The 19,893-nt window shown below is 53.5% G+C and carries 18 protein-coding genes and 1 pseudogene; 10 read left to right on the top strand and 9 right to left on the bottom strand.

All coding sequences use genetic code 11. From position 1 onward, the window contains the following. Positions 1-77 precede the first annotated feature (77 nt). From OCH80_RS01925 to parE, 3 genes are all read right to left on the bottom strand, one after another. Positions 78-1,013, bottom strand: a complete 936-nt coding sequence (locus tag OCH80_RS01925) for a manganese-dependent inorganic pyrophosphatase (protein ID WP_154548701.1) — start codon at positions 1,011-1,013, stop codon at positions 78-80. Between the two features lie 107 nt (positions 1,014-1,120). Continuing rightward, positions 1,121-3,604, bottom strand: a complete 2,484-nt coding sequence (gene parC / locus OCH80_RS01920) for a DNA topoisomerase IV subunit A (protein ID WP_302187558.1) — start codon at positions 3,602-3,604, stop codon at positions 1,121-1,123. 18 nt (positions 3,605-3,622) lie between these two features. Next, a complete protein-coding gene (gene parE / locus OCH80_RS01915) occupies positions 3,623-5,557 on the bottom strand; it encodes a DNA topoisomerase IV subunit B (protein ID WP_302187573.1) in 1,935 nt (644 codons plus the stop codon). Between the two features lie 93 nt (positions 5,558-5,650). Between parE and plsY the strand changes: the two genes are divergently transcribed. After that, positions 5,651-6,295, top strand: coding sequence for a glycerol-3-phosphate 1-O-acyltransferase PlsY (plsY, locus tag OCH80_RS01910; protein WP_404537459.1), 645 nt, complete (start codon positions 5,651-5,653; stop codon positions 6,293-6,295). 164 nt (positions 6,296-6,459) lie between these two features. On the opposite strand, the pseudogene OCH80_RS01905 reads toward plsY, so the two are convergent. Beyond that, a pseudogene (locus tag OCH80_RS01905) lies at positions 6,460-6,546 on the bottom strand (lipid A export ATP-binding/permease MsbA); the annotation flags it as partial. Here OCH80_RS01905 and OCH80_RS01900 point away from each other — a divergent pair. The 5 genes from OCH80_RS01900 (at position 6,515) to OCH80_RS01880 (ending at position 9,948) form a co-directional block, all read left to right on the top strand. Continuing rightward, complete coding sequence (locus OCH80_RS01900; protein WP_404537457.1) at positions 6,515-6,646, top strand: hypothetical protein; 132 nt, start codon at positions 6,515-6,517, stop codon at positions 6,644-6,646. The pseudogene OCH80_RS01905 and the gene OCH80_RS01900 sit on opposite strands and share 32 nt — an antisense overlap. Next, the gene (locus OCH80_RS01895) at positions 6,647-7,783 is read left to right on the top strand and encodes an alpha-L-rhamnosidase C-terminal domain-containing protein (protein WP_404537590.1); all 1,137 of its coding nucleotides are present in this window, start codon (positions 6,647-6,649) and stop codon (positions 7,781-7,783) included. Beyond that, positions 7,783-7,935, top strand: coding sequence for a hypothetical protein (locus OCH80_RS01890; protein ID WP_404537455.1), 153 nt, complete (start codon positions 7,783-7,785; stop codon positions 7,933-7,935). Before OCH80_RS01895 ends, OCH80_RS01890 begins: the two co-directional genes overlap by 1 nt. Positions 7,936-7,975: 40 nt before the next feature. Further along, the gene (locus OCH80_RS01885; protein ID WP_404537588.1) at positions 7,976-8,191 is read left to right on the top strand and encodes a hypothetical protein; all 216 of its coding nucleotides are present in this window, start codon (positions 7,976-7,978) and stop codon (positions 8,189-8,191) included. A 200-nt stretch (positions 8,192-8,391) separates the two neighbouring features. Beyond that, on the top strand, positions 8,392-9,948 hold the full coding sequence (locus OCH80_RS01880; RefSeq protein WP_404537453.1) for a family 43 glycosylhydrolase: 1,557 nt from the start codon (positions 8,392-8,394) through the stop codon (positions 9,946-9,948). A gap of 210 nt (positions 9,949-10,158) precedes the next feature. Here OCH80_RS01880 and OCH80_RS01875 read toward each other — a convergent pair whose 3' ends face one another. The 5 genes from OCH80_RS01875 to OCH80_RS01855 all read right to left on the bottom strand — a co-directional run bounded on the left by OCH80_RS01875 (position 10,159) and on the right by OCH80_RS01855 (position 16,445). Continuing rightward, positions 10,159-10,968, bottom strand: coding sequence for an HAD family hydrolase (locus OCH80_RS01875; protein WP_404537451.1), 810 nt, complete (start codon positions 10,966-10,968; stop codon positions 10,159-10,161). 165 nt (positions 10,969-11,133) lie between these two features. Then, positions 11,134-11,742, bottom strand: coding sequence for a hypothetical protein (locus OCH80_RS01870; protein ID WP_154548714.1), 609 nt, complete (start codon positions 11,740-11,742; stop codon positions 11,134-11,136). 22 nt (positions 11,743-11,764) lie between these two features. Continuing rightward, positions 11,765-12,940 (bottom strand): GGDEF domain-containing protein, encoded by a 1,176-nt coding sequence (locus OCH80_RS01865; protein ID WP_404537449.1) that lies wholly within the window; start codon positions 12,938-12,940, stop codon positions 11,765-11,767. 147 nt (positions 12,941-13,087) lie between these two features. Beyond that, positions 13,088-14,731: an ABC transporter ATP-binding protein gene (locus tag OCH80_RS01860; protein ID WP_404537447.1), complete on the bottom strand. Its 1,644-nt coding sequence runs from the start codon at positions 14,729-14,731 to the stop codon at positions 13,088-13,090. Beyond that, a complete protein-coding gene (locus tag OCH80_RS01855; RefSeq protein ID WP_404537445.1) occupies positions 14,721-16,445 on the bottom strand; it encodes an ABC transporter ATP-binding protein in 1,725 nt (574 codons plus the stop codon). Before OCH80_RS01855 ends, OCH80_RS01860 begins: the two co-directional genes overlap by 11 nt. Positions 16,446-16,852: 407 nt before the next feature. Between OCH80_RS01855 and OCH80_RS01850 the strand changes: the two genes are divergently transcribed. The 4 genes from OCH80_RS01850 to OCH80_RS01835 are packed head-to-tail and all read left to right on the top strand — an operon-like array spanning position 16,853 to position 19,816. Further along, positions 16,853-17,455 (top strand): ECF transporter S component, encoded by a 603-nt coding sequence (locus OCH80_RS01850; RefSeq protein ID WP_206988914.1) that lies wholly within the window; start codon positions 16,853-16,855, stop codon positions 17,453-17,455. Continuing rightward, positions 17,455-18,225, top strand: a complete 771-nt coding sequence (locus OCH80_RS01845; protein WP_404537443.1) for an energy-coupling factor transporter transmembrane component T — start codon at positions 17,455-17,457, stop codon at positions 18,223-18,225. The genes OCH80_RS01850 and OCH80_RS01845 overlap by 1 nt, the downstream gene beginning before the upstream one ends. Beyond that, positions 18,207-19,034 carry an energy-coupling factor ABC transporter ATP-binding protein gene (locus OCH80_RS01840; protein WP_404537441.1) on the top strand — a complete coding sequence of 276 codons (828 nt, stop codon included), beginning with the start codon at positions 18,207-18,209 and terminating at the stop codon, positions 19,032-19,034. The genes OCH80_RS01845 and OCH80_RS01840 overlap by 19 nt, the downstream gene beginning before the upstream one ends. After that, positions 19,031-19,816 carry an energy-coupling factor ABC transporter ATP-binding protein gene (locus OCH80_RS01835; RefSeq protein ID WP_404537439.1) on the top strand — a complete coding sequence of 262 codons (786 nt, stop codon included), beginning with the start codon at positions 19,031-19,033 and terminating at the stop codon, positions 19,814-19,816. The genes OCH80_RS01840 and OCH80_RS01835 overlap by 4 nt, the downstream gene beginning before the upstream one ends. The last annotated feature ends 77 nt before the right edge of the window (positions 19,817-19,893 follow it).

Genomic DNA, 19,893 nt, shown 5'->3' with positions numbered 1-19,893 from the left:
TCATTGGTGGCAAAAAAGCGCCAGCCGTCAGGCTAGCGCTTAATTGGTCTATAAATTCACCTTGCTGATCGGGCTTCTTAGCCTTCAAAAGCACGGGTCAATGGTGGCACGATTTGCTTCTTGCGTGATACGACGCCTGGCAAGTGGGCTTCTGAGTCCTTCAGTTCCTTGCCGAAGGCCTTGGCAAAGACCTTTTGGCTTTCGTCGTCGCCAACGAAGAGCACTTCGGAGTCAGAGTCAAGCACGTTGGTGATCACCAGCATGAACAAGTCGTAGCCGTTCTTTGCTGAGGCATCCTTCATGGCCTTCAGGAAGCCTTCCTTGCGTTCCAGGGCTTCTGGAACGTCAACGACGTTGACTTGGGCGATGCGAGCCGTCTTGCCTGCCAGTTCAAAGCTCTTGGCGTCAAGGTCGATCAATTCTTCAACGCTCTTGGCAGCGATGTTGGTGCCGGCCTTCAGCAGTTCCAGACCGTATTCCTGGTAGTCGACGCCAGCAATCTTGGCCAGTGATTCAACGGCCTTCTTGTCAGTGTCGGTCGTGGTTGGTGACTTCAAGAGCAAGGTGTCGGAAATGATGGCACTCAGCATGATCCCAGCAATGTTGGCTGGGATTTCCATGTTTTGTTCTTGGAACATTTCCCACAAAACGGTTGAGGTGCAGCCAACTGGTTCAGCCCGGTAGAACAATGGGTCGATCGTCGCGAAGTTGCTGATCCGGTGGTGGTCGATCACGTGGGTTACCTTGACCTTGTCGCGGTCTTCAACGCTTTGTTGAGGTTCGTTGTGGTCAACCAGCATAATGGCGTTGACTTCGTTTGAAACGGTCTTGACAACGCGAGGTGCTTCAAAGCCAAACTTCTTCAAGGCAAAGGCAGTTTCATCGTTTGCTTCGCCCAAGGCTACGGCTTCAGTGTTGTAGCCGTGCTGGTTCTGGAAGTATGAGTAGGCAATGGCGGTGCCAATTGCGTCAGTATCTGGGTTTCTGTGACCAAAAACAAGTTCTTTTTCCATTTGAATTGTCCCTTCTCTAATTCAAAATTTAATCCTCTTTAAGTCTACTAAAAAAAGCGGCTTTTGTTCAATCTTTTTGCCTAAATTCTTTTTTTCTTTTGCTTGCGCTAAAAGAGGCTGGAGACGTCCCGGGGCTGGTCGGAAACCGGCCGGCCCAGCTTCAGGCTGCGCGGCTCCCCATCAGTCTTGACATCGACCACGAATGAGCCGTTGGTCTGCCGGTCGCCCAACGGGTGATCCGTCGTCAGAATCGTCTGCTGGCGCAGGCTTGAGGTGGTCAGCAGCAGCTCATGGTTTTGCGCGTAGAAGGCCAGGCCGGCAATCCGGTGCGGCTGCTGCTTCAAAGTCCGCAAGACCAAAACGCCCCGCTTGGCCCGGCTGGTCACTGGAATCAGGTCCAGCTTAAGCTGCTTGAAGGCCCCTCTTTGGGTGATGATTCCGACCTTGTAGAGGCCATCGTACTTGACCTCATTTACCAAGAGCCCAACGACAAAGTCATCCTCCTTCAGGTTGATCGACTTGACCCCGGCTGCCTTGGCCCCAGTTTCTGGCACCTCGGAGACGGCATACTTGAGGGCAAAGGCCTGGTTGGTAAACAAAGTTGTCTCGTACTCAGCCCGCTTGTCCAGCATGTCCACGGCAATGACCCGGGAATCAGCCGTCTTCATCTTCATGGCCATGATGGCCCGAGACTTGTAGGTCCGGGTCGGCTGCAGGCTGGACAAGGCAACCTGCTTGATAAAGCCGTCATTAGTGGCCAAGAGGAAGACCGCGTTTTCATCGTCCAGGCTCTTCAGGGCAAAGACCTTGATGATCGCCTCGTCATGCGCCAGTCCCAATTCCTGAGACAAGTGCTGGCCGATATCCTTCCACTTGGTCTCCACCAGCTCGTGCACTGGCCGGTAGATCAAGTTGCCGTGATTGGTGAACAGGTAGAGGTTGGTCAAAGTCGACAAGGTCTGCTCAAACACGACCTCATCAGTTTCCGGCAGGCCGTTTTCAGTTGAATCAGTCGACTGGAAGGACCGCAAGGATGACCGCTTGATGTAGCCATCCCGGGAAATCAGCACCCGGACGTCTTCGTCAGCGATCAAGGCCTTCTCATCGACTTCAACCTTGGCGGTCTCATCGCTGATTTCGGTCCGCCGGTCATTGCCAAAGTCATGCTTGACTGCCCGCAATTCCTTGATGATCTGCTTTTGCAGGGCGCTCTTGTTGGACAAGAGCTCATTGAAGGCAGCAATCTTGCTTTCCAATTCCTGTTTCTCCTTCTGCAGGGCAACGACGTCAGTATTGGTCAAACGGTACAGCTGCAAGGAGACGATGGCTTCCGCCTGCCTTTGACTGAAGGCAAATTCCGCGACCAGATTCTTCTTGGCGTCAGCCTTGTTCTTGGAAGCACGGATGGTCTTGATGACCTGGTCCAGAATACTCATGGCCTTGATCAAGCCGTTGATGATCTCCAAGCGCCCTTCTGCCTTGCCGAGGTCAAACTTGGTCCGCTTGATCACGACCTCTTCTTCATGTTCCAGGTAGGCCTGCAAAATCCGCTTAAGGCCTACCTGTACAGGAGTCATGTGGTCGATCGCCACCATGTTGAAGTTGTAGGATACCTGCAGGTCGGTGTTCTTGAGCAGGTAGTTCAGGATGTTCTGGGCATCGGCATCCTTCTTCAGTTCGATGACAATCGACAAGCCGTGGCGGTCAGTTTCGTCGCGGACTTCCGAAATCCCATCAAGCTCCCGGGCCACGCGGATCTCATCGATCTTCTTGACCAGCTGGGCCTTGTTGACCAGGTAGGGAATCTCCGTAACCACGATCTCTTCCCGGTGGCCACGAATCTCCTGGATGCTGGTCTTGGCGCGGACCTGAATCCGCCCCTTGCCGCTTCTGTAGGCGTCCACGATCCCCTTGGTACCCATGACGATCCCCCCAGTCGGGAAGTCCGGGCCCTTCACGAACTGCATCAAATCGGCCAGAGTAGCGTCTGGGTGCTTGAGCAGGTGGATGGAGGCATCCAGCACCTCGCTGAGGTTGTGCGGCGGGATTTCCGTAGCATAGCCGGCAGAAATCCCGGTCGAGCCATTGACCAGCAGATTGGGGAAGCGGGCCGGCAGCACGGTCGGCTCATATTCGGTGTCATCAAAGTTGAGCACCATCGGCACCGTTTCTTTGTCGATGTCTTCCAGCAAGACGTTAGAAATCTTGGCCAGGCGTGATTCGGTATAACGCATGGCAGCCGGGCTGTCCCCGTCCATGGACCCGTTGTTCCCGTGCATTTCAATCAGGGGTTCGCGCATCTTCCAGTCTTGTGACAAGAAGACCAGAGCCCCATAGATGGAGCTGTCGCCATGGGGGTGGTAGTTACCCATGATGTTACCGACGGCCTTGGCCGCCTTCTTGAATGGCTTGTCGTAAGTATTGCCGTCACGGTACATGGCGTACAGAATCCGCCGCTGCACTGGCTTGAGCCCGTCTCTGATGTCAGGCAGGGCCCGCTCTTGAATGATGTACTTGGAGTAGCGGCCAAAGCGTTCGCCCATGACCTGCTCAAGCGGCATTTCACGAATTCTTTCGTGAGTTTCTGGCATAAAGCAAAATCACCTTTCCTAATCGTTTACCTTGTCCAAAATTGATTCTTCCTCGCCCATGCGGAACTTGACGTTTTCCTCGATCCACTTTCTGCGGGCTGAGGCCTGGTCCCCCATCAAAGTGGTGACCCGGCGCTCAGCCAGCTGGGCATCGTCGATTCTGACCCGGATCAGCATCCGCGTTTCCGGATTCATCGTGGTTTCCCACAGCTGGTCGGCGTTCATTTCGCCCAGCCCCTTGAAGCGCTGGAGGGCATAGCCCTTGCCGGCCTTCTTTTCATCCTCGTCGCGCTCTTCGTCGGTCCAGGCATAGAGGTCCTGGCCCTTCTTGCTGATGCGGTAAAGCGGCGGCAGAGCGATGTAGACCTTGCCGGCTTCGACCATTGGCCGCATGTAGCGGTAGAAGAAGGTCAAAAGCAGGATCTGAATGTGGGCCCCGTCGTCGTCCGCGTCAGTCATGATGATGACTTTGTCGTAGTTGGAATCTTCCAGCTTGAACTCCGTGCCCACGCCCGCGCCGATGGTATGGATCATGGTATTGATCTCTTCGTTCTTGAAGATGTCGGCCAGCTTGGCTCTCTGGGTGTTCAAGACCTTGCCCCGCAAAGGCAGGATGGCCTGGAAGTGCCGGTCGCGCCCTTGCTTGGCGCTGCCGCCGGCGGAGTCACCTTCGACCAGGAAGAGCTCGTTCTTCTTGGGGTTGCGGGATTGGGCCGGAGTCAGCTTCCCGGACAGAATTTCCTTCTTGCGGCGCTTCTTGCCGTTTCTGGATTCATCCCGGGCCTTCTTGGCCGCTTCTCTGGCATCTCTGGCCCTTTGGGCCTTCTTGACCAGGTCTTGGGCCCATTCACCGTTTTCCATCAGGTAGTAGGACATCTTCTCATAGACGACCGCGTCGACCGCGCTTCTGGCCTGCGGCGTCCCCAGCTTGCCCTTGGTCTGCCCTTCAAATTCCAGCATCTCTTCCGGGATCTTGACGGACAAGACCGCGCTCAGGCCTTCCCGGTAGTCGGACCCTTCCAGGTTCTTGTCCTTCTTGCCGAGCAGCCCCTGCTTCTTGGCGTAATCGTTGAAGGCCCGGGTAAAGCCGCTTCTGGCCCCAACTTCGTGGGAGCCGCCATCAGCGGTGCGGACATTGTTGACGAAGGAGACGAAGTTTTCTGAGTAAGAATCGCTGTACTGGCCGGCAAACTCGATCTCCATCCCGTCTTGCTCGCCTTCAAAGTAGAAGACCTTGCCAATCGCCGTCTTGCCTTCGTTGAGGTAGTCAACGAAGCTCTGGATCCCGTCTTCATAGTCGAAAACGTCGTGATGCTCCGGCTTTCTTTCATCGGTCAAGGTGAACTTGACGCCTTTGAGCAGGAAGGCCGACTCGCGGATGCGCTCTTGGATGGTTTCGTAATTGTACTTGGTCGTAGAAAAAATCATCGGGTCTGGCTTGAAAGTAATGGTCGTCCCCGTCTTTTCCTTGGTCGCCCCCAGGCACTTCAGGGTACCGATTGGCTGGCCGCCGTTGTGGAACTCTTCCTCGTAGGCCTTGCCGTCTCTGACCACATGAACCTTCATGTAGCTGGAGAGGGCATTCACGACAGACGAGCCGACCCCGTGCAGACCGCCGGAAGTCTTGTAGTTCTGCTCGGTGAACTTGCCCCCCGCGTGCAGAACGGTCAAGATGACCTCAATGGTCGGGCGGCCTGAGGCGTGCATCCCCGTTGGCATCCCCCGGCCAAAGTCCTGCACGGTCACGGAATTGTCCTCATGAATGGTGACGTTGATCTCCTTGCCGAAGCCGGCCATGGCTTCATCGACAGAATTGTCGACGATTTCGTAGACCAATTGGTTCAGGCCATGGATATCCGTGGAGCCGATGTACATGCCGGGCCGCTTTCTTACAGCCTCAAGCCCGTGCAGAATCTGAATTGAAGAATCATCATAGGTGTTTTTTGGCAAAATAGCTTTCCTCCAAACTTTCGAATCGCAAACTGCGTATCAATTCATACTAATCTTTGTTAAAATAGAAAACAAGATTAAACGGAGTTGATATGAATGTTTGCAATAAAATTTGCATTGCTTTTAATTTTAGCATATTTGATCGGGTCTTTTCCTACCGGCGTGCTGGTTGGCAAAATCTTCTACCACAAGGACATCAGGGATTACGGCTCGCATAATATTGGAACCACCAACACTTTCCGGGTGCTGGGCCCGAAGGCTGGGACCATCGTCTTCCTGGTCGATTTCTTCAAAGGCACCCTGGCGACCTGCCTGCCGATGATCTTTCAGCTGGGCCGCCACGACCTGTGCCTGGTCTTTGGGGCAGCCGCCATCTTTGGCCATGCCTTCTCAATTTTCTTGAAGTTCAAGGGCGGCAAGGCCGTGGCAACGACCGCGGGTTTTCTGCTGGGCTACAACGTCCACTTCTTCCTGCTGTGCGCCTGCTACTTCATCCCCCTGCTCTTCATCACCAGCATGGTCTCAGCCACGAGCCTGATTTCCGTAGTGCTGATCTTCATTTCCAGCTTCTTCTACCATGACTGCTTCCTGACCGTCATGTCCGGACTCTTGGTCTGCTTGATCTGGTGGAGCCACCGGTCAAACATCAAGCGCATCCTGGCCGGCGATGAAAACCTGGTTCCCTTCGGGATCGTCTATTGGGTCAAGCAAAAGAAGCAGCAAGACAAGAAAGACAAGTAATTCCGGACCTTCAGCCAAGCTGAGGGTCTTTTAAATAAAAAGCAATTTCTCGACAAAATTATTATACAGAACATGTGTTCAAAATGTCAAAGGGCAAAATGAAAGATCTGCTTGAGCTTGGCTCAGGCAGATCTTTTTATTTTTCATATCAAATGTTATGTCAATCAGATTGGTTTGCCCAGGAACTGGCTGTTGTAAAGATTAGCGTAGAAGCCCTTCTTGGCCATCAGACTTTGGTGGTTCCCGGTCTCGCGGCAGAACTACCCGGCCATGAAGAGCTGGGTGGACTGGATCAGCCGGCACACGACTACGCCAAACCTGTGGACCGGCTGCTTCCAGTTCGGCGACTGACTGGCCCTGGATGGAGAAAACCCGGGCCTGCCGACTGGCAAGACTGATGAAGACTTCGTCGCTTCGGTTTACTACCACTACTCTTCCAAGATTTTGGCCCAGACAGCCGGCCTTTTGGGTTACCAAGAAGACGCAGTCTTATACCAAAAGCAGGCTGACGCCATCCGCAAAGCAATCCAGGATGAATACCTGACGGCCAACGGCCGCTTGGCTATAGACACGCAGACGGCCTACGCCCTCACCCTCTACTTCTCCTTGGCCGATCCAAGCCAGGAAGGTCATGTCATCAGCGACTTGATCAAACGCCTGGGCAAGGACAAGGACCACTTGAAGACCGGCTTCGTGGGCACGCCGTTTATCTGCCAGGCCCTGTCAGAGCACGGGGCGCATGATTTGGCGGTCAAGCTATTCTTGAACGAGGACTACCCGTCCTGGCTGTACGCGGTCAAGCACGGGGCCACCACGGTTTGGGAGAGGTGGAACTCAGTGCTTGATGACGGGACGTTCAGCTCAGAAGGCATGAACTCTTTGAACCACTACTCTTTGGGCGCGGTCATGGAATGGGGCTACCGCTACCTGCTGGGCCTACACGACCACACGCCGGGCTTCCAGGAAGTCAGCTTCAAGCCGCTGTTTGACTACCGCTTCAAGCAGGTCAGCGGCCACTACCAGTCCAACTACGGCGACTTGCGGGTCAGCTACCAGATTGAAACCGACGACCAACACACGATCAAGATCCAGCTGGCAATTCCGTTCGGACAGCAGGTCCATGTCACCCTGCAGGCGGCCAGCCAGCACCCGGTTATGGTCAACGGCCAGGAAAAGGGCGCCAGCTTCACTTTGACCAGTGGCACTTACGAGATCAGCTACCAGCCGGACCATGACTTTATCGGCCACTACCGGACTGATTCACCGATCAATGAGATCATGGCTGACGGCGAACTGGTTGAAAGACTGAGCCAGGTGACAGACACGATCAACTTCTTCAGAGATCCTGGTAACCAGCAGCATTTTGGCGAGATGTCCCTGGCCAAGGTCAACTCCATCCTACCATTCATCAACATTTCCGCTGAAGAAATGGCCAAGATTAACCAGATTCTGACTACGCCCCCGCTGTTAAGCGAAAGGAAAGCATAATGTTTCAAGCAGCCCTTTTTGATTTGGAAGGGGTCATCGCCGACACGACAGTCTACCACCTGGACACCTGGCAAAGATCGGCGCTGCCTGGAGCAAAGCCAGGCGGGCCTAGTTTTCAGCAAACAGAAAAAGGAGAAATTCGCATTGAATAATTCTAAAGCCGCCCGGTTAGTCGGCCGCTTGGCCAGCATCATGTCCATTGCCATGTATGTTTCTTACATCCCGCAGATCGTTAACAACCTACACGGGCAATACGGCACCCCGGTTCAGCCGCTGGTTGCCTGCATCAACAGCGCCTTTTGGTGCGCGTACGCGATTTTGCAGACGTACAAGGACTGGCCGGTGTTCATCGCCAACCCGCCAGGCATCGTGTTTGGGCTGATCACTTTCATTACTTGCCTGCACTAAGATAGAGAATAAAGACGCCAGAAGCATTTAGGCAGCTTCTGGTGTTTTTATAAGTAGATGGTAATCCGACATATAACAACTAACTTTTGAATCTGGCTGACCCTTAGCCAGCTAGCGTACCATTAGATGTGTCAAAAGCAGTGCTTTCACTTCTATTGCTTATTTTTTTACATAAATACATATTTAAGGAATGATGAATTATGACGACTAAATACCAAAATCCGATCCGGCGCGGCATGTACCCGGACCCAAGCATCGTGCGGGTTAACGACACTTACTACATGGTCAACAGCACCTTTGAATACTATCCGGGAATTGCCCTGGCTAAAAGCACCGACCTCTTGACCTGGGAACAGATGCCAGGGATCGCGAAGCGGCCAGAACAGGCGGATCTAAGAACTTCCAAATCCAACGAAGGCATTTTTGCCGTCTGCATTCGTTATCATGAAGGTGTTTTTTACGTGATCACGACTAATTTCGCGGAATTCAAGACTTTCATCATCAAGGGCCGCTTTAACGAGGACCGGTCAGCGATTGTCTGGGACGAAAACCGGATTGAAGTCGACGTACCGGGAATTGATCCGGACCTGTTTTTTGAAGCCGGCCGGACTTACGTGCAGTTTACCGGTTATGTAGACGACCAGGGCACGAAGGCGATCCGCCAGGTTGAGATTGACTTAGAAACCGGGAAGATCCTGGACGGGCCAAAGATTTTGACTTATGGCACCGGTGGCCGGGACATTGAGGGTCCGCACATTTTGAAGAAAGACGGAACTTATTACCTGCTCACGGCTGAAGGCGGCACGGGCCAGGGGCATATGATCACCATGTTTAAGAGCGAGCAGCTTTGGGGACCTTACACGGATGAGGTCGGTGTCAACCCGCTTTTCACCAACCGGGACCGGGCGGAGGAGCCACTGCAGAACATTGGTCACGCAGACCTGTTTACCGACCCGCAAGGCAACTGGTGGCTGACCTGTTTAGGCACGCGGCCAGCGGCAGTCGGTTTCAGCCAGATCACCAATATCGGCCGGGAGACGATGCTTTACCCGGTCGACTGGACTGGTACCTGGCCTAAGATTTACACTGGCGTGCCAGAGGAAAACGTTGATCTGACGGCTTTTCCAAAACACGCGGCCTCCTTGCCAAATGAGCAGCCGAACTCATCCTTGATTGATGATTTCCAAAACGGCTTAGGCAATGACTGGCTGACCTTGCGGGACTCTTTGGGCCAGGACCTGCTTGTAAAAGCTGGCCAGCTGACCCTGCGCGGCCGGGACAAGCGGCTGTCAGAATTAGGAACGCCAGCCTTCTTGGGCTTGCGGCAAGCTGAGCATAATGAAATGCTGACGCTTAAACTGGACGCGGATCAGTCAAATTTGTCCAGCGGTCGCTATGGTCTGGTAACGGTTATCAACGTTGACCACTTTGCCGGGATCATGATTCAAGCAAATCAAGCCGGCGGATATGACGTTGTCCACTATCAGCAAGTTGCTGATATCCAGGTCAATGAAGTGGTCGGGCACTTGGACAAGCAGCCGGATCAGCTGTCGGTGCACAGTACCGATTCACAGAAGATTTATACGGCGACTAGCGGAAAGCAAACCGTCTCCTTTACCGCGGCAGCTATCAACTTATCCAACGAAGCCCTGGCGGCACTAAACACCGGGGATATTCAAGGGCTGTATGCTGAAGATGATGCTCAGGTTACGGTCACCAAGGCAGTCCGCAAGCCTTGTCCAACAACTAAAAACTAAACAAATGCAAAAAAGCGCTGTATCCAACCACAAAGCTGGATATGGCGCCTTTTTTGCTAATAATCAGTTGATTTTTCTGTTTAAAATAGCCATTTTGATAAAAAAGGGATAGAAGTATCCCTTCTTTTTCCCGCAAAAATGCAATTTTAAAACTTTTGGGTAAACGAAAAACCCCCTTGGAAATTAGATGAGCGCTAATCAAAAAATGTCTTAATCTTGGTCAAAAATTGCTCTCAGGACCTGCATGACCCCTTCATCGTTGTTGCTTGGCGCGATGTGGTCGGCAATTGCCTTCAAGTCGGGGTGCCCGTTGACCATTGCATAGCTGTGTCCGGCTTCTTGCAGCATAGTATAGTCATTCAGGTAGTCGCCGAATGCCAGGGTTTCCTCCCGCTTCAGCCCCTTGAGTCTTTCAATCTGCCGCAAGGCCGCCCCCTTGCTGACCTGCTTATTCACAATGTCAATCCAGTCTGCCCCTGCCAAAACGGCCGTCAGGTTTTCCGGCATTGGCGGCAGCTTTCGGTAGGCCTCTTCTGCCCCCTGGTTCTTGAAGTAGACCGTGAATTTAATAATCTTGTCGCTGGCAACTTCTGCTTTCAGCTGCTTGACGTATCTGCGCTTAATGTAGTAAGTATCAAGCTGCCTGGTCAATTCTTCGTCTCCCTTTGGGTCGTAGCAGATCGCTTGACTTGCCCCGCAAAGAATTGGACTGGCTGATGGATTGTCCTCAAAGAGCTTAAGGCAAAACAAGGCTTCATCAGCTGTCAAGGCCTGCTCATACAGGAACTTGCCGTTTTGGTAGATGACGCCGCCGTTGTCCCCGATAAAAATCAGGTGGTCGGCAATCTTGCCGAACAGCTTTTCATTCGTGTAGTAAGGCCGGCCGCTGGCAATTACCATCTGCACCTGCGGGTGGTCCAAGACCCACTGGTCAAAGCTGGCTGGCACTTCCTTGGCATCGTTGACCAAGGTCCCATCCATGTCAGTCGCAATTAATTTAATCTGGTCCTTTAATTTCATATTTGAAAATTCATCCTCATTAAAAAATCGATAACTCTCACAAAACCGCTTAACTTCACCTGCTTCTTATTATTCCATTCTTGCTTCATAATTTCAAAAAATCTGTCAATAAAAAAAGCCCGGCTTTCAATTCCATGAAAGTCAGGCTTGCTTATTTTTAAGTTTTTAGCCATAAATGTTGGCGACGGCCTGCCGGTAAAGGTCAACAGACAGCTGCTGCCCTTCCTGGTCAAGCGAGGCGTTCTTCAAGCGCAGGTATTCATCCCGCAAGTCCTGCCACTGGTCCCAGTCCTTGATGGTTTCTTCTTGAATGCGCAAGAAGCGGCGGTTGAAGGGCTCGCTCCAGCGGTAATGGCCATCGGCTTCATATAAGCGTTCTTCATCGCCCTCATCCCGCTTGACGATCGTCAAGTCCAGCTGGAAATTGACCAGGCCGCTCTTTTTGGCATGGTGGACGTAGCGCAGAGCCAGTGGCATCCCCGGCACTTTGTCAAATTTGTCAGCCAAGGCCGCGTCAAATTCCTTTTCAATCAGCTGGTGCAGCAAATCAGGATTAGCCGCATACTCGCTTGGCGCCTTAAGAAGCACGATCGCATAGTCCAGGTCGTAGACTTTGTCGTTGCGGGTCACGAAGTTGCCAGCCGTGCCGACTACCCCTTCAGCTTCGACTATAATCTGGCAGTCAGCCCGCAGGTTGGCCATGGCTTCTTTAAGGCAGTCCATGGACAAGTAGCGGTAGATCTTGATTTCGTCTTTTGCAGCATAAGCATACATATTTCTTTATCCTCTTATTCTTTTAATGATTGTCAGTATTGCCCGAGAAGGAACTGTAGCGCCTGGCAACCAGCGCGTTTTTACCCCGTTTCTTGGCATCATACAGGCAGCTGTCGGCAAGACGCAGGCAAGAGCGCAGGTCATGCTTTGAGTCCAGGAAGCCGGCGCAGCAGCCAATGCTCAAGGTTGCCGGCGTCTTTTGCCCTTCACTGATGAAAGCGTAATTTTCCTGGAACTTGCGCAGATTGGCTTTAAACATTTCCGGATCCATGTCAATGCCGATCACCAAAAACTCGTCGCCGCCATAGCGGTAGCAGGAAATGCGCGGGGAATCCAGCTCATCCAGCATATATTGGCCAATCTGCGCCAGAATCCGGTCGCCATATGGGTGGCCATACTGGTCATTGAACTGCTTGAAGTCATCCAGGTCGATCATGGCCATGCCGACTTGCTCATGCTGGTAGTCGTTAAAGTCTTCCCGCAGGGCGGTCCGATTGAGCAGGCCGGTCAGATCGTCAGTTCGGCTGCGGACGGCGAGCCGGCTGTTGGCCAGCTGCAGACGCTCATTAAGAGCCGACGATTCCTTAAACCAGTAGCGCCTTAAAAAGATGCTGGCGATGCAAATTCCATAAAAGATCAGCAGGTCATAGAAATCCTGCCAGGCCACGTGCAGCCGGTTGCCGTCAACGATCACCCATGTCGTCAAGGCGCTGAGTGCAACTACCAGCATCCCTCTGCCGAAGCTGTAGTAAGGCAGAAGCGAGATCACAGTCATGATCAAGACCAGTTCAAAGAAATAGCTGCTGCCTACCTGGGTGCTATAAAGCGACATCCCTGACAAAAAGGCATTTACCAGAAAGTTGCTGTAGCAGATATTCAGCTTAGTCTTGGCAGTCAGCTTCTTCATGCGCCTGGTGATCAGCAAAACGTTCAAGTGCAGGCAGTTGACCAGCAAGAGCAGGACATAAACGAACATGTTGTCAATCTGAGGCAAGACGCCCTTTGTCGCCACGCTGCTGTTCACGCCAATCAGCCCAATCAAGCCGATGCCGGCAATCATGCCCGAAATGGCGAAGCCAGCACTGAGATTGTTCTTCGCGGCCCGCTTCAGCAATTCATCTGATTGATAAAATGCGATATTCGTCGTTTTTTCTTTATTGTGCTCAGGCACTTGCGTATTCTTATTATATTCAATCATGTTATAGCAAACTCTTAATAATCATGCTAACTATTATGCCTAGCATTCGCTTACCTGCATAATTAGCCATTAACTTTTATTTTAATATAACTACAGTAATTTTTACAGATTATTTGCCAATAATATGGCTGATTTGCTATTTATCGGCTATTGGTCTTTACCAATAGTGATGATCTTCCCGCCACGCAGGAGCTCAGTCCGGTGGGAAATGGACAAAAGCGTATTGCCCCGCGCTGCCCTTTTCAAGGCTGACAGCAGCTTGTCTTCCGTCACGACGTCCAGGTTGGCCGTAATCTCGTCAAACAAAAGCAGCTTAGGCTGGCAGACGATGGCCCGGGCAATGGAGAGCAGCTGCAGCTGGCCGTTGGAGAGCGCGGCGCTTGACAGCCTGCTGTCAAGTCCATCAGGCAATTTGCGAACGCGCTCAGCCAGGCCCACGGTTTCAAGAGCCTGCCAGACCTGGTCTTCACCAATTCCAGGGTCACCCAGGCTAATCTGCTCCAGCAGGCAGCCCGCGACTGGCTTGAAATTCTGTTCAACGCAGCCATAGAGCTGGCGCTTTTCCGCTTCTGGCAGGACAGCCACGTCCTTGCCAAAGATCTTGATCTGCCCGGCTTGCGGCTGGTAAAGGCCTAAGATCAGCTTAAACAAGGTGCTCTTGCCAGCACCCGTCCGGCCCTTCAAGGTCACGATTTCGCCAGCATTGACCGTCAGGTTGAAATGGTCAAAAATCGGCCGACCTGGCTCATAGGCAAAGGACAAGTCCTTGATGGCAATCGCCGGCGTTTGGACCAGGACCTGCTTTTGACTGGCCGGGCGCTCGGCTTCATTCATGAAGTTCTCGATCCGCTTGGTCCCAGCCATTGCGGCTTGCACATTTTGAATTTCCATCCCAATGTCGGCCAAGGGCGTAAAAACCTGGCCAACATAGGCAATCACCGTCACCGCGGTCCCCGCGCTGATGCCAAAGAAGCCGCGAAAGCCCCCGCCAAGACTGGCGCAGACCATCATGACCGCGGTCAAGAGCGCCTGCGCGAAAATAATGACCGGCGAGTAGACCGCGTCGCAGAAGTTGGACCGCTCCATGGCCGCGAAGCTTTGCCGGAGAATTTTCTGATAGTGGTCCCGCATGAATTCCTCTGCCTGGTAGAGGCGGATCATCAGCAGGCTGCGCAAGGTTTCAGGCAATACCTGGTCACAGGCCGCGATCGCCTGCCGGTTGTCAAGCTGCGCTTTGTAGGAGGCGCGCTGGATCAGCACGGTGAACCACCATAAAATGGGCAGCGACAAAAGCAGGAGCAAGCCCAGCCCCAGGCTTTTGACAAAGACGACCGCCAAAATGCCGATAATCGAAGCCAGGTTGGCAATCATGCTGATGATGCCGGATGAAAACAAGTCTTCCAGGGTATCGACGTCATTGACGAAGCGGGAGACCAAAGTCCCGCTGGAATTATGGCTGAAGTAGCTTGCCGGCAAGCGGCTGAGCTTTCGCGCCATCTCTGTCCGGATCCCGTGGGTCACCTTCTCGCCCCAGACCGTGATCATGCTTTCCCGGACTGCCTCCAGCAGCTTGCTGGCCAAAAGCGCGGCAAAATAGACCAGGCCAGCACCCAGCAGGCTCCTTGACGGGTGCTGGCCGGTCAGCTGGTCGACGATCACGCCCAGAATGAGCGGCGGGAGCAAAGAGACGGCGACATTGACCGCGATTAAGGCCAAAAGCGCGGCGGTCAATGCCCGGTGGGGTGCAATGGCTTTGTTAAAGATCTTCAAGGGCGTGAGCTTATTTTTCATCGCTGCTGCCTCCTTTCACTTGGTGGCAATAGAGCTTGGCATAGCCCGGCGATTTCTTCAACAAGTCCGCGTGCTTGCCGCAAGCCGTCTTTTTGCCGTCAATGTACAGTATTTGGTCCAGGCTGGCGAAGAATTCCAGCCGGTGCGAGATCAAGAAGATGACTCGGTCATGGTAGTGCTGGCGCAGATTCTGCAAGATCTTCATTTCCGTCTTCTGGTCAACGCTGGCAAAGGGATCGTCCAAGATCAAGATCGGCCGCTCATGGTAGAGGGCACGGGCCAGGGCAACCCGCGCGGCCTGCCCGCCAGACAGCCTGGTCCCGCCTTCCCCGACTTGGGTTGCCGCTTTATCCGGCATCTGCTCCAAGTCCTGGACTAAATCGGCGTCGCTTAAGACGGCGGAAACCGCCTTTTCCTGCCCTAAGGCAATGTTGTCCTTGATTGATGCGGCCAAGAGCTGGGGATCATGGCCCAGGTAGGCCGTGGTCAAATAGCCGGCCTGCTGGAGCTGGCACAAGTCTTGCCCGTTCAGCTCGATCGTCCCCGAATATGGCAGCTGGCCCAAAAAGGCCTGGCCAAAGGTCGACTTGCCGCTGGCAACAGGACCGGTAACCCCAACAATCTCGCCTGGCTTGGCCGTCAGGGAAATATTTTCCAGCAAGGGCTGGTCGTCCTTCCAGCTGAAAGTCAGCTGCTTGACTTTGACTGGGCCAAATGGGGCCAGCTGCTTTCTTGCCGACACGTCGTTTGTTAAGAGCGGCTTGATCCGCTTCCAGGAGACTTCCGCTTTCTGCACGGCATTAAAGAGATTGGCGGCGTGGGAAGACTTCACGGACAGCTTGCCAAAGCAGGCCAAATAAGTGGAAAAAGCCGCGATGTTCCAGCTCTGCCAGCCCATGCCGCAAACGTTGCGCCCGCCCAGCCAGATGATAAAGATGACGCTGATGGACGAGATAATGTAGTAGATCGGCTCAGCCGCGCTCATCAAGACGCCGGCCTTGATCTGGCGCTTCTCGTAGTTTTGCAGAAACTTTTCGTAAATGCCGTCGCGAATTCTTTCGACCCCATAGATCCGGTAGGTCAGGCTGTTGCCGGCCCGGTCCAAGGTCGCGGCATTCAAGTCGCCAGCCGCCTCTTTGGCCTTGGCGACGGCGCCCGTGACCACTTTCTTCAGCTGTCCGGCCAAGACATAGGCCAAAGGCGGAAAAAGCAAGGCGATCAGGGATAAGCGCCAGTCATAGCACATCAGCATCACGATGTAGACGATCATCACCACGCCCGTGTCAAAAATTTCCGTCGTAAACTTCCGCATCCCCTCCGCGCAGTCATCCGCATCAGAAATGGCCTTGGTCATGATGGTCCCGATATCGTCCAGGCTGGTCTTGGTCAGCAGGGTCTGGTACAGGCTGCTGCGCATGGACAGGATCGTCTGGTTGGCGAACTTGCGAACGTAAAGCCGCTTCAAATAGCGCATGAACTGCACGATGAAGATGGCCAGCACGTAGCCAAGACTCAATTTGACCATGGCACTAGGCCGGGCCTTTTGCTGCAGGATATTGACCAGGCACTGGGCCAGCTGACCTTCAAACCAAGGTCCGGCCGCCATGCCGACATTGTAGATGATGCCGGAGACGGTGACGACCGCCAAAGCGGGCCACTGGGCGATAAAGTAGGAGCTGACCTTGGCCGGATCGCGCTTCACGTCTTTTGCCATTCCACTCACTTTTCCTTTCGTTTGCTTTGCCAAAAGATAATTTCTTCTGCTTAATCAGCATATTAATTTTGTTCATCTCAAAAATATCACCCGCAAACAGCCAGTGCAATAGCCGTTTTAGTCAGAAAAGTTGTACCTGCAAATTGCAACTAACTCTAAGTACTTTGTGAAAAGATTATTCTGTTTTTTCGGTTAAGGTAGCGGATACTTTAACTTGATCTGCCAGCGCTTGTTTTCCTTTTTTCGCCTGCCGAAAGTTAGAGGGGACCAGGAAATTTTTCGGTTTTTCGTGCAAAAAATCACTTGTCCCCGTCCCCTTTCAGTGCTAGAATCAACGTAATTCATCCATATAAAAGTAAAGGTTACCTTTACTTTTAACTAGCGAAATCTAAGGAGAATTATCAATCATGGAGAAGAAGAATAGTTTACAAAACGTCTGGAAGTTTAAGCTGTCTGCCGCCACGGTGACCCTGATTCCCGCGGCCGTCGGGATCAACTACGTGGCCAAGGCCTTTGCCGAAGGCTTGAAGCTGCCCCTTTGGCTGGGGTCTTTGGGGACTTTCCTGGCCAGCATGCTGGCCGGCCCAATTGCCGGCGCCATCAGCGGCTTCATCAACAACATTATCTACGGGCTGACCTTGTCGCCAATTTCAACCGTCTACGCCCTGACCAGCATTGGCATCGGCATTGCCGTGGGGATTCTGCATGCCCGCGGCTGGTTTGCCAGCGCCAAGAAGGTTTTGCCAGCGGCCATCATCATTGCCTTGGTCTCAGCCATCATCTCGACCCCGCTCAACGTCATCTTCTGGGGCGGGCAAACCGGGATTGCCTGGGGAGATGCCTTGTTTGCCAGCATGATTGCCAAGCACGTCAGCATTTGGATCGCATCATTCGTTGACGAATTCGTCTTGGACCTGCTGGACAAGGTCGTTGTTGCCTACCTGGCCTTCTTGATCTACAAGCAGATGCCAAAGCGGATGATCTACTTCTTTAAGGGGAACGAAAACTAATGATTGGACAAGCCGCGATCGACCAAAGCAAGTGGTATGCCAAGGTCGACCCCATCAGCAAGCTTTTATTGATTGCTGTCTTCACTTTGGCCAGCTTCGTGATCAGCCAGCCGCTATTGGAGCTGCCGCTTTTGGCAGCCACGGCGCTTTTGATCATGTTTTCACGCAAGACGAAGGGACTGTGGGCAATGACTGCCTTCAGTCTTTTCTTGATCATGACCATGCTCTTGATCCAGGGGCTCTTCTGGCCAGGCAACCACACCCTGGCTTTGAAGGCCGGCATCCTGCTCTTCTACCAGGAAGGCCTGACCCACGCCCTGCTTCTGGGCTGCCGGATTCTGGTCATTATTTTTTCCACCTGCTTCTTTATTGAAACGACCACTATTTCCGAAAACGCCAAGTATCTGGAAGCAGCCGGTCTCTCTTACAAGCAGGTCTACGTCTTGATGTCGGTCTGCTACATCCTGCCGGAAATGAAGCAGAACCTGCAGAAGATCCAGCTGGCCCAAAGAGCGCGGGGAATCGTGCCCGCCAAGTCAGTCTGGTCCAGAGTGGAGATGATCGTGCCCGTGCTGGTGCCCTTGATCATCAAGACCTTCCAGATGGCCATCAACCGGTCCATCTCCCTGCAGCTGCGCGGCTACGACAGCCCGGAGCGCCGCAAGCCGGAGCTTAAGCAAGAATACTGGCTGGGCCATAAGGCCCACTTGGCCTTGTCCTTAATCTGCCTGTTCTTGATTGGAGGAAAAGCATGGCTTCTCGTCAAATAGCCTTAAAGAATCTGTCAGTCCAGTATCTGGGCTTTGAAGACTGGGTGTTAAAGGAGATTACGGTTTCTGCCCCAGTAGGGGCAAAAATCGGCTTGGTTGGCCCTAGCAAGGGTGGCCGGTCAACCCTGCTCAACCTTTTTGCCGGAATCATCCCCAAGATCATTCCCGCCAAGATCAAGGGGAAAATGACCCTGGGGGACAATGACTATCGCGACCTGGCTCCAGACCTCAGGAAGACCACGGGGGTTGTCTTGCAAGACAGCGCCAGCCAGCTCAGCGGCTTGGCGGACTCAGTCTATGACGAGCTCGCCTTTGCCCTGGTCAACCGCGGCTTGGCCCCCCTCACCATTCAAGACCGGGTCGCCGCCGTGGCCAGCCAGTTTGATCTAGAAGACTACTTGGAGCAAGCCCCCACGGACCTCTCCGGCGGTCAGATGCAGCGGCTGGCCATTGCCAGTGCCCTGGCACTTAACCCGCAATTTTTGCTCCTGGACGATCCAACCAGCCAGATGGACCCGGTTGGCCGCCAGCATTTCTTCTCCTGGCTCAAGCAGCAAAAGGACCAGACCGTCTTCATCGCTTCAGGCGAAGTCGACGACCTGGCCGAGGTCTGCGACCAGATCTGGGTGCTGGAAGCAGGCCGGCTGGCTGCTTCCGGGACCCCGCAAGCCGTCTTCAACCAGCTGAAGGATGACCCCCTGGTTGCCAAGCCAACTCCCTTGGAGCTGGCCAAACGCCTGGAAATTAAGCGCCCAGACGGCTCATACCCCGTAACTGCCAGTGAATTGAAGGAGGCAGCTGGAAAATGACGATTGAAATCAACAAGCTGGAATTTTCCTATCCCGAAGCCGGCTTTGACCTAAAGCTGGACCACCTGGTCCTGGCCGACAGCCTCACGGCCTTCATTGGCCAAAATGGGGCCGGCAAGTCCACCCTGCTCAAGCTGCTGAGCGGGCTCTTGGACCTGCAAGAGGGCCAAGTCACCGTAGACGGCGAGGATTTGGGGCAGTATCTTGCCCAAGACCGGATCAAGAAGGTTGGCTACACCTTCCAGGACCCCAATGACCAGATCTTCAACGCAACCGTTGCCAAAGAAGTGTCCTGGGGCCTGAAAAAGCTGGGCCTGCCTGAAGCAGCAGTCAAAGACCAGACTGATCAAGCCTTAAAGGCGGTTGGCCTGGAAGGCAGCCAGGAAAAGAATCCCTACGACCTGTCCTTGTCTGAAAAGAAGCTCTTGACCATCGCGACCGTCCTGGCAATCGATCCGGAAATCTACCTCTTTGATGAGCCAATGATGTCCCTGGACTATCCAAGCCGCCAGCGGGTCACCCGGATTTTCAAGCAGCTGGAGGCCCGCGGCCGGCAATTGATCGTGATCACCCACGACATGGACTGGCTGGCCAGCCAGTGCGAGCGGGTCAACGTCATGAACCATGGCTGCTTGATATTCTCCGGCGCGGTCAGCGACCTGTTTGCCCAGCCGGATCTGGTTGAAAAAATCGGCGTCCTCCCGCCCCGGGTCTACTCCCTTTCCCAGATGCTGGGAATCGATCCGCCCTTCCTGTCCTTAAAGCAGGCTGAAGATCGATAAGCTCCAACAGCTTTCTTATTTCACTCTCAAACTAATCTAGATCAGTTACCCTGCCCTGCAATCATTCCTTGACTGCA

This window comes from Lactobacillus sp. 23-2 (assembly GCF_044902225.1).
In the GTDB taxonomy this organism is placed as follows: domain Bacteria; phylum Bacillota; class Bacilli; order Lactobacillales; family Lactobacillaceae; genus Lactobacillus; species Lactobacillus absianus.
The sequence above is the reverse complement of the archived record's forward strand: the minus strand, read 5'-3'. Positions and strand labels throughout refer to the sequence as shown.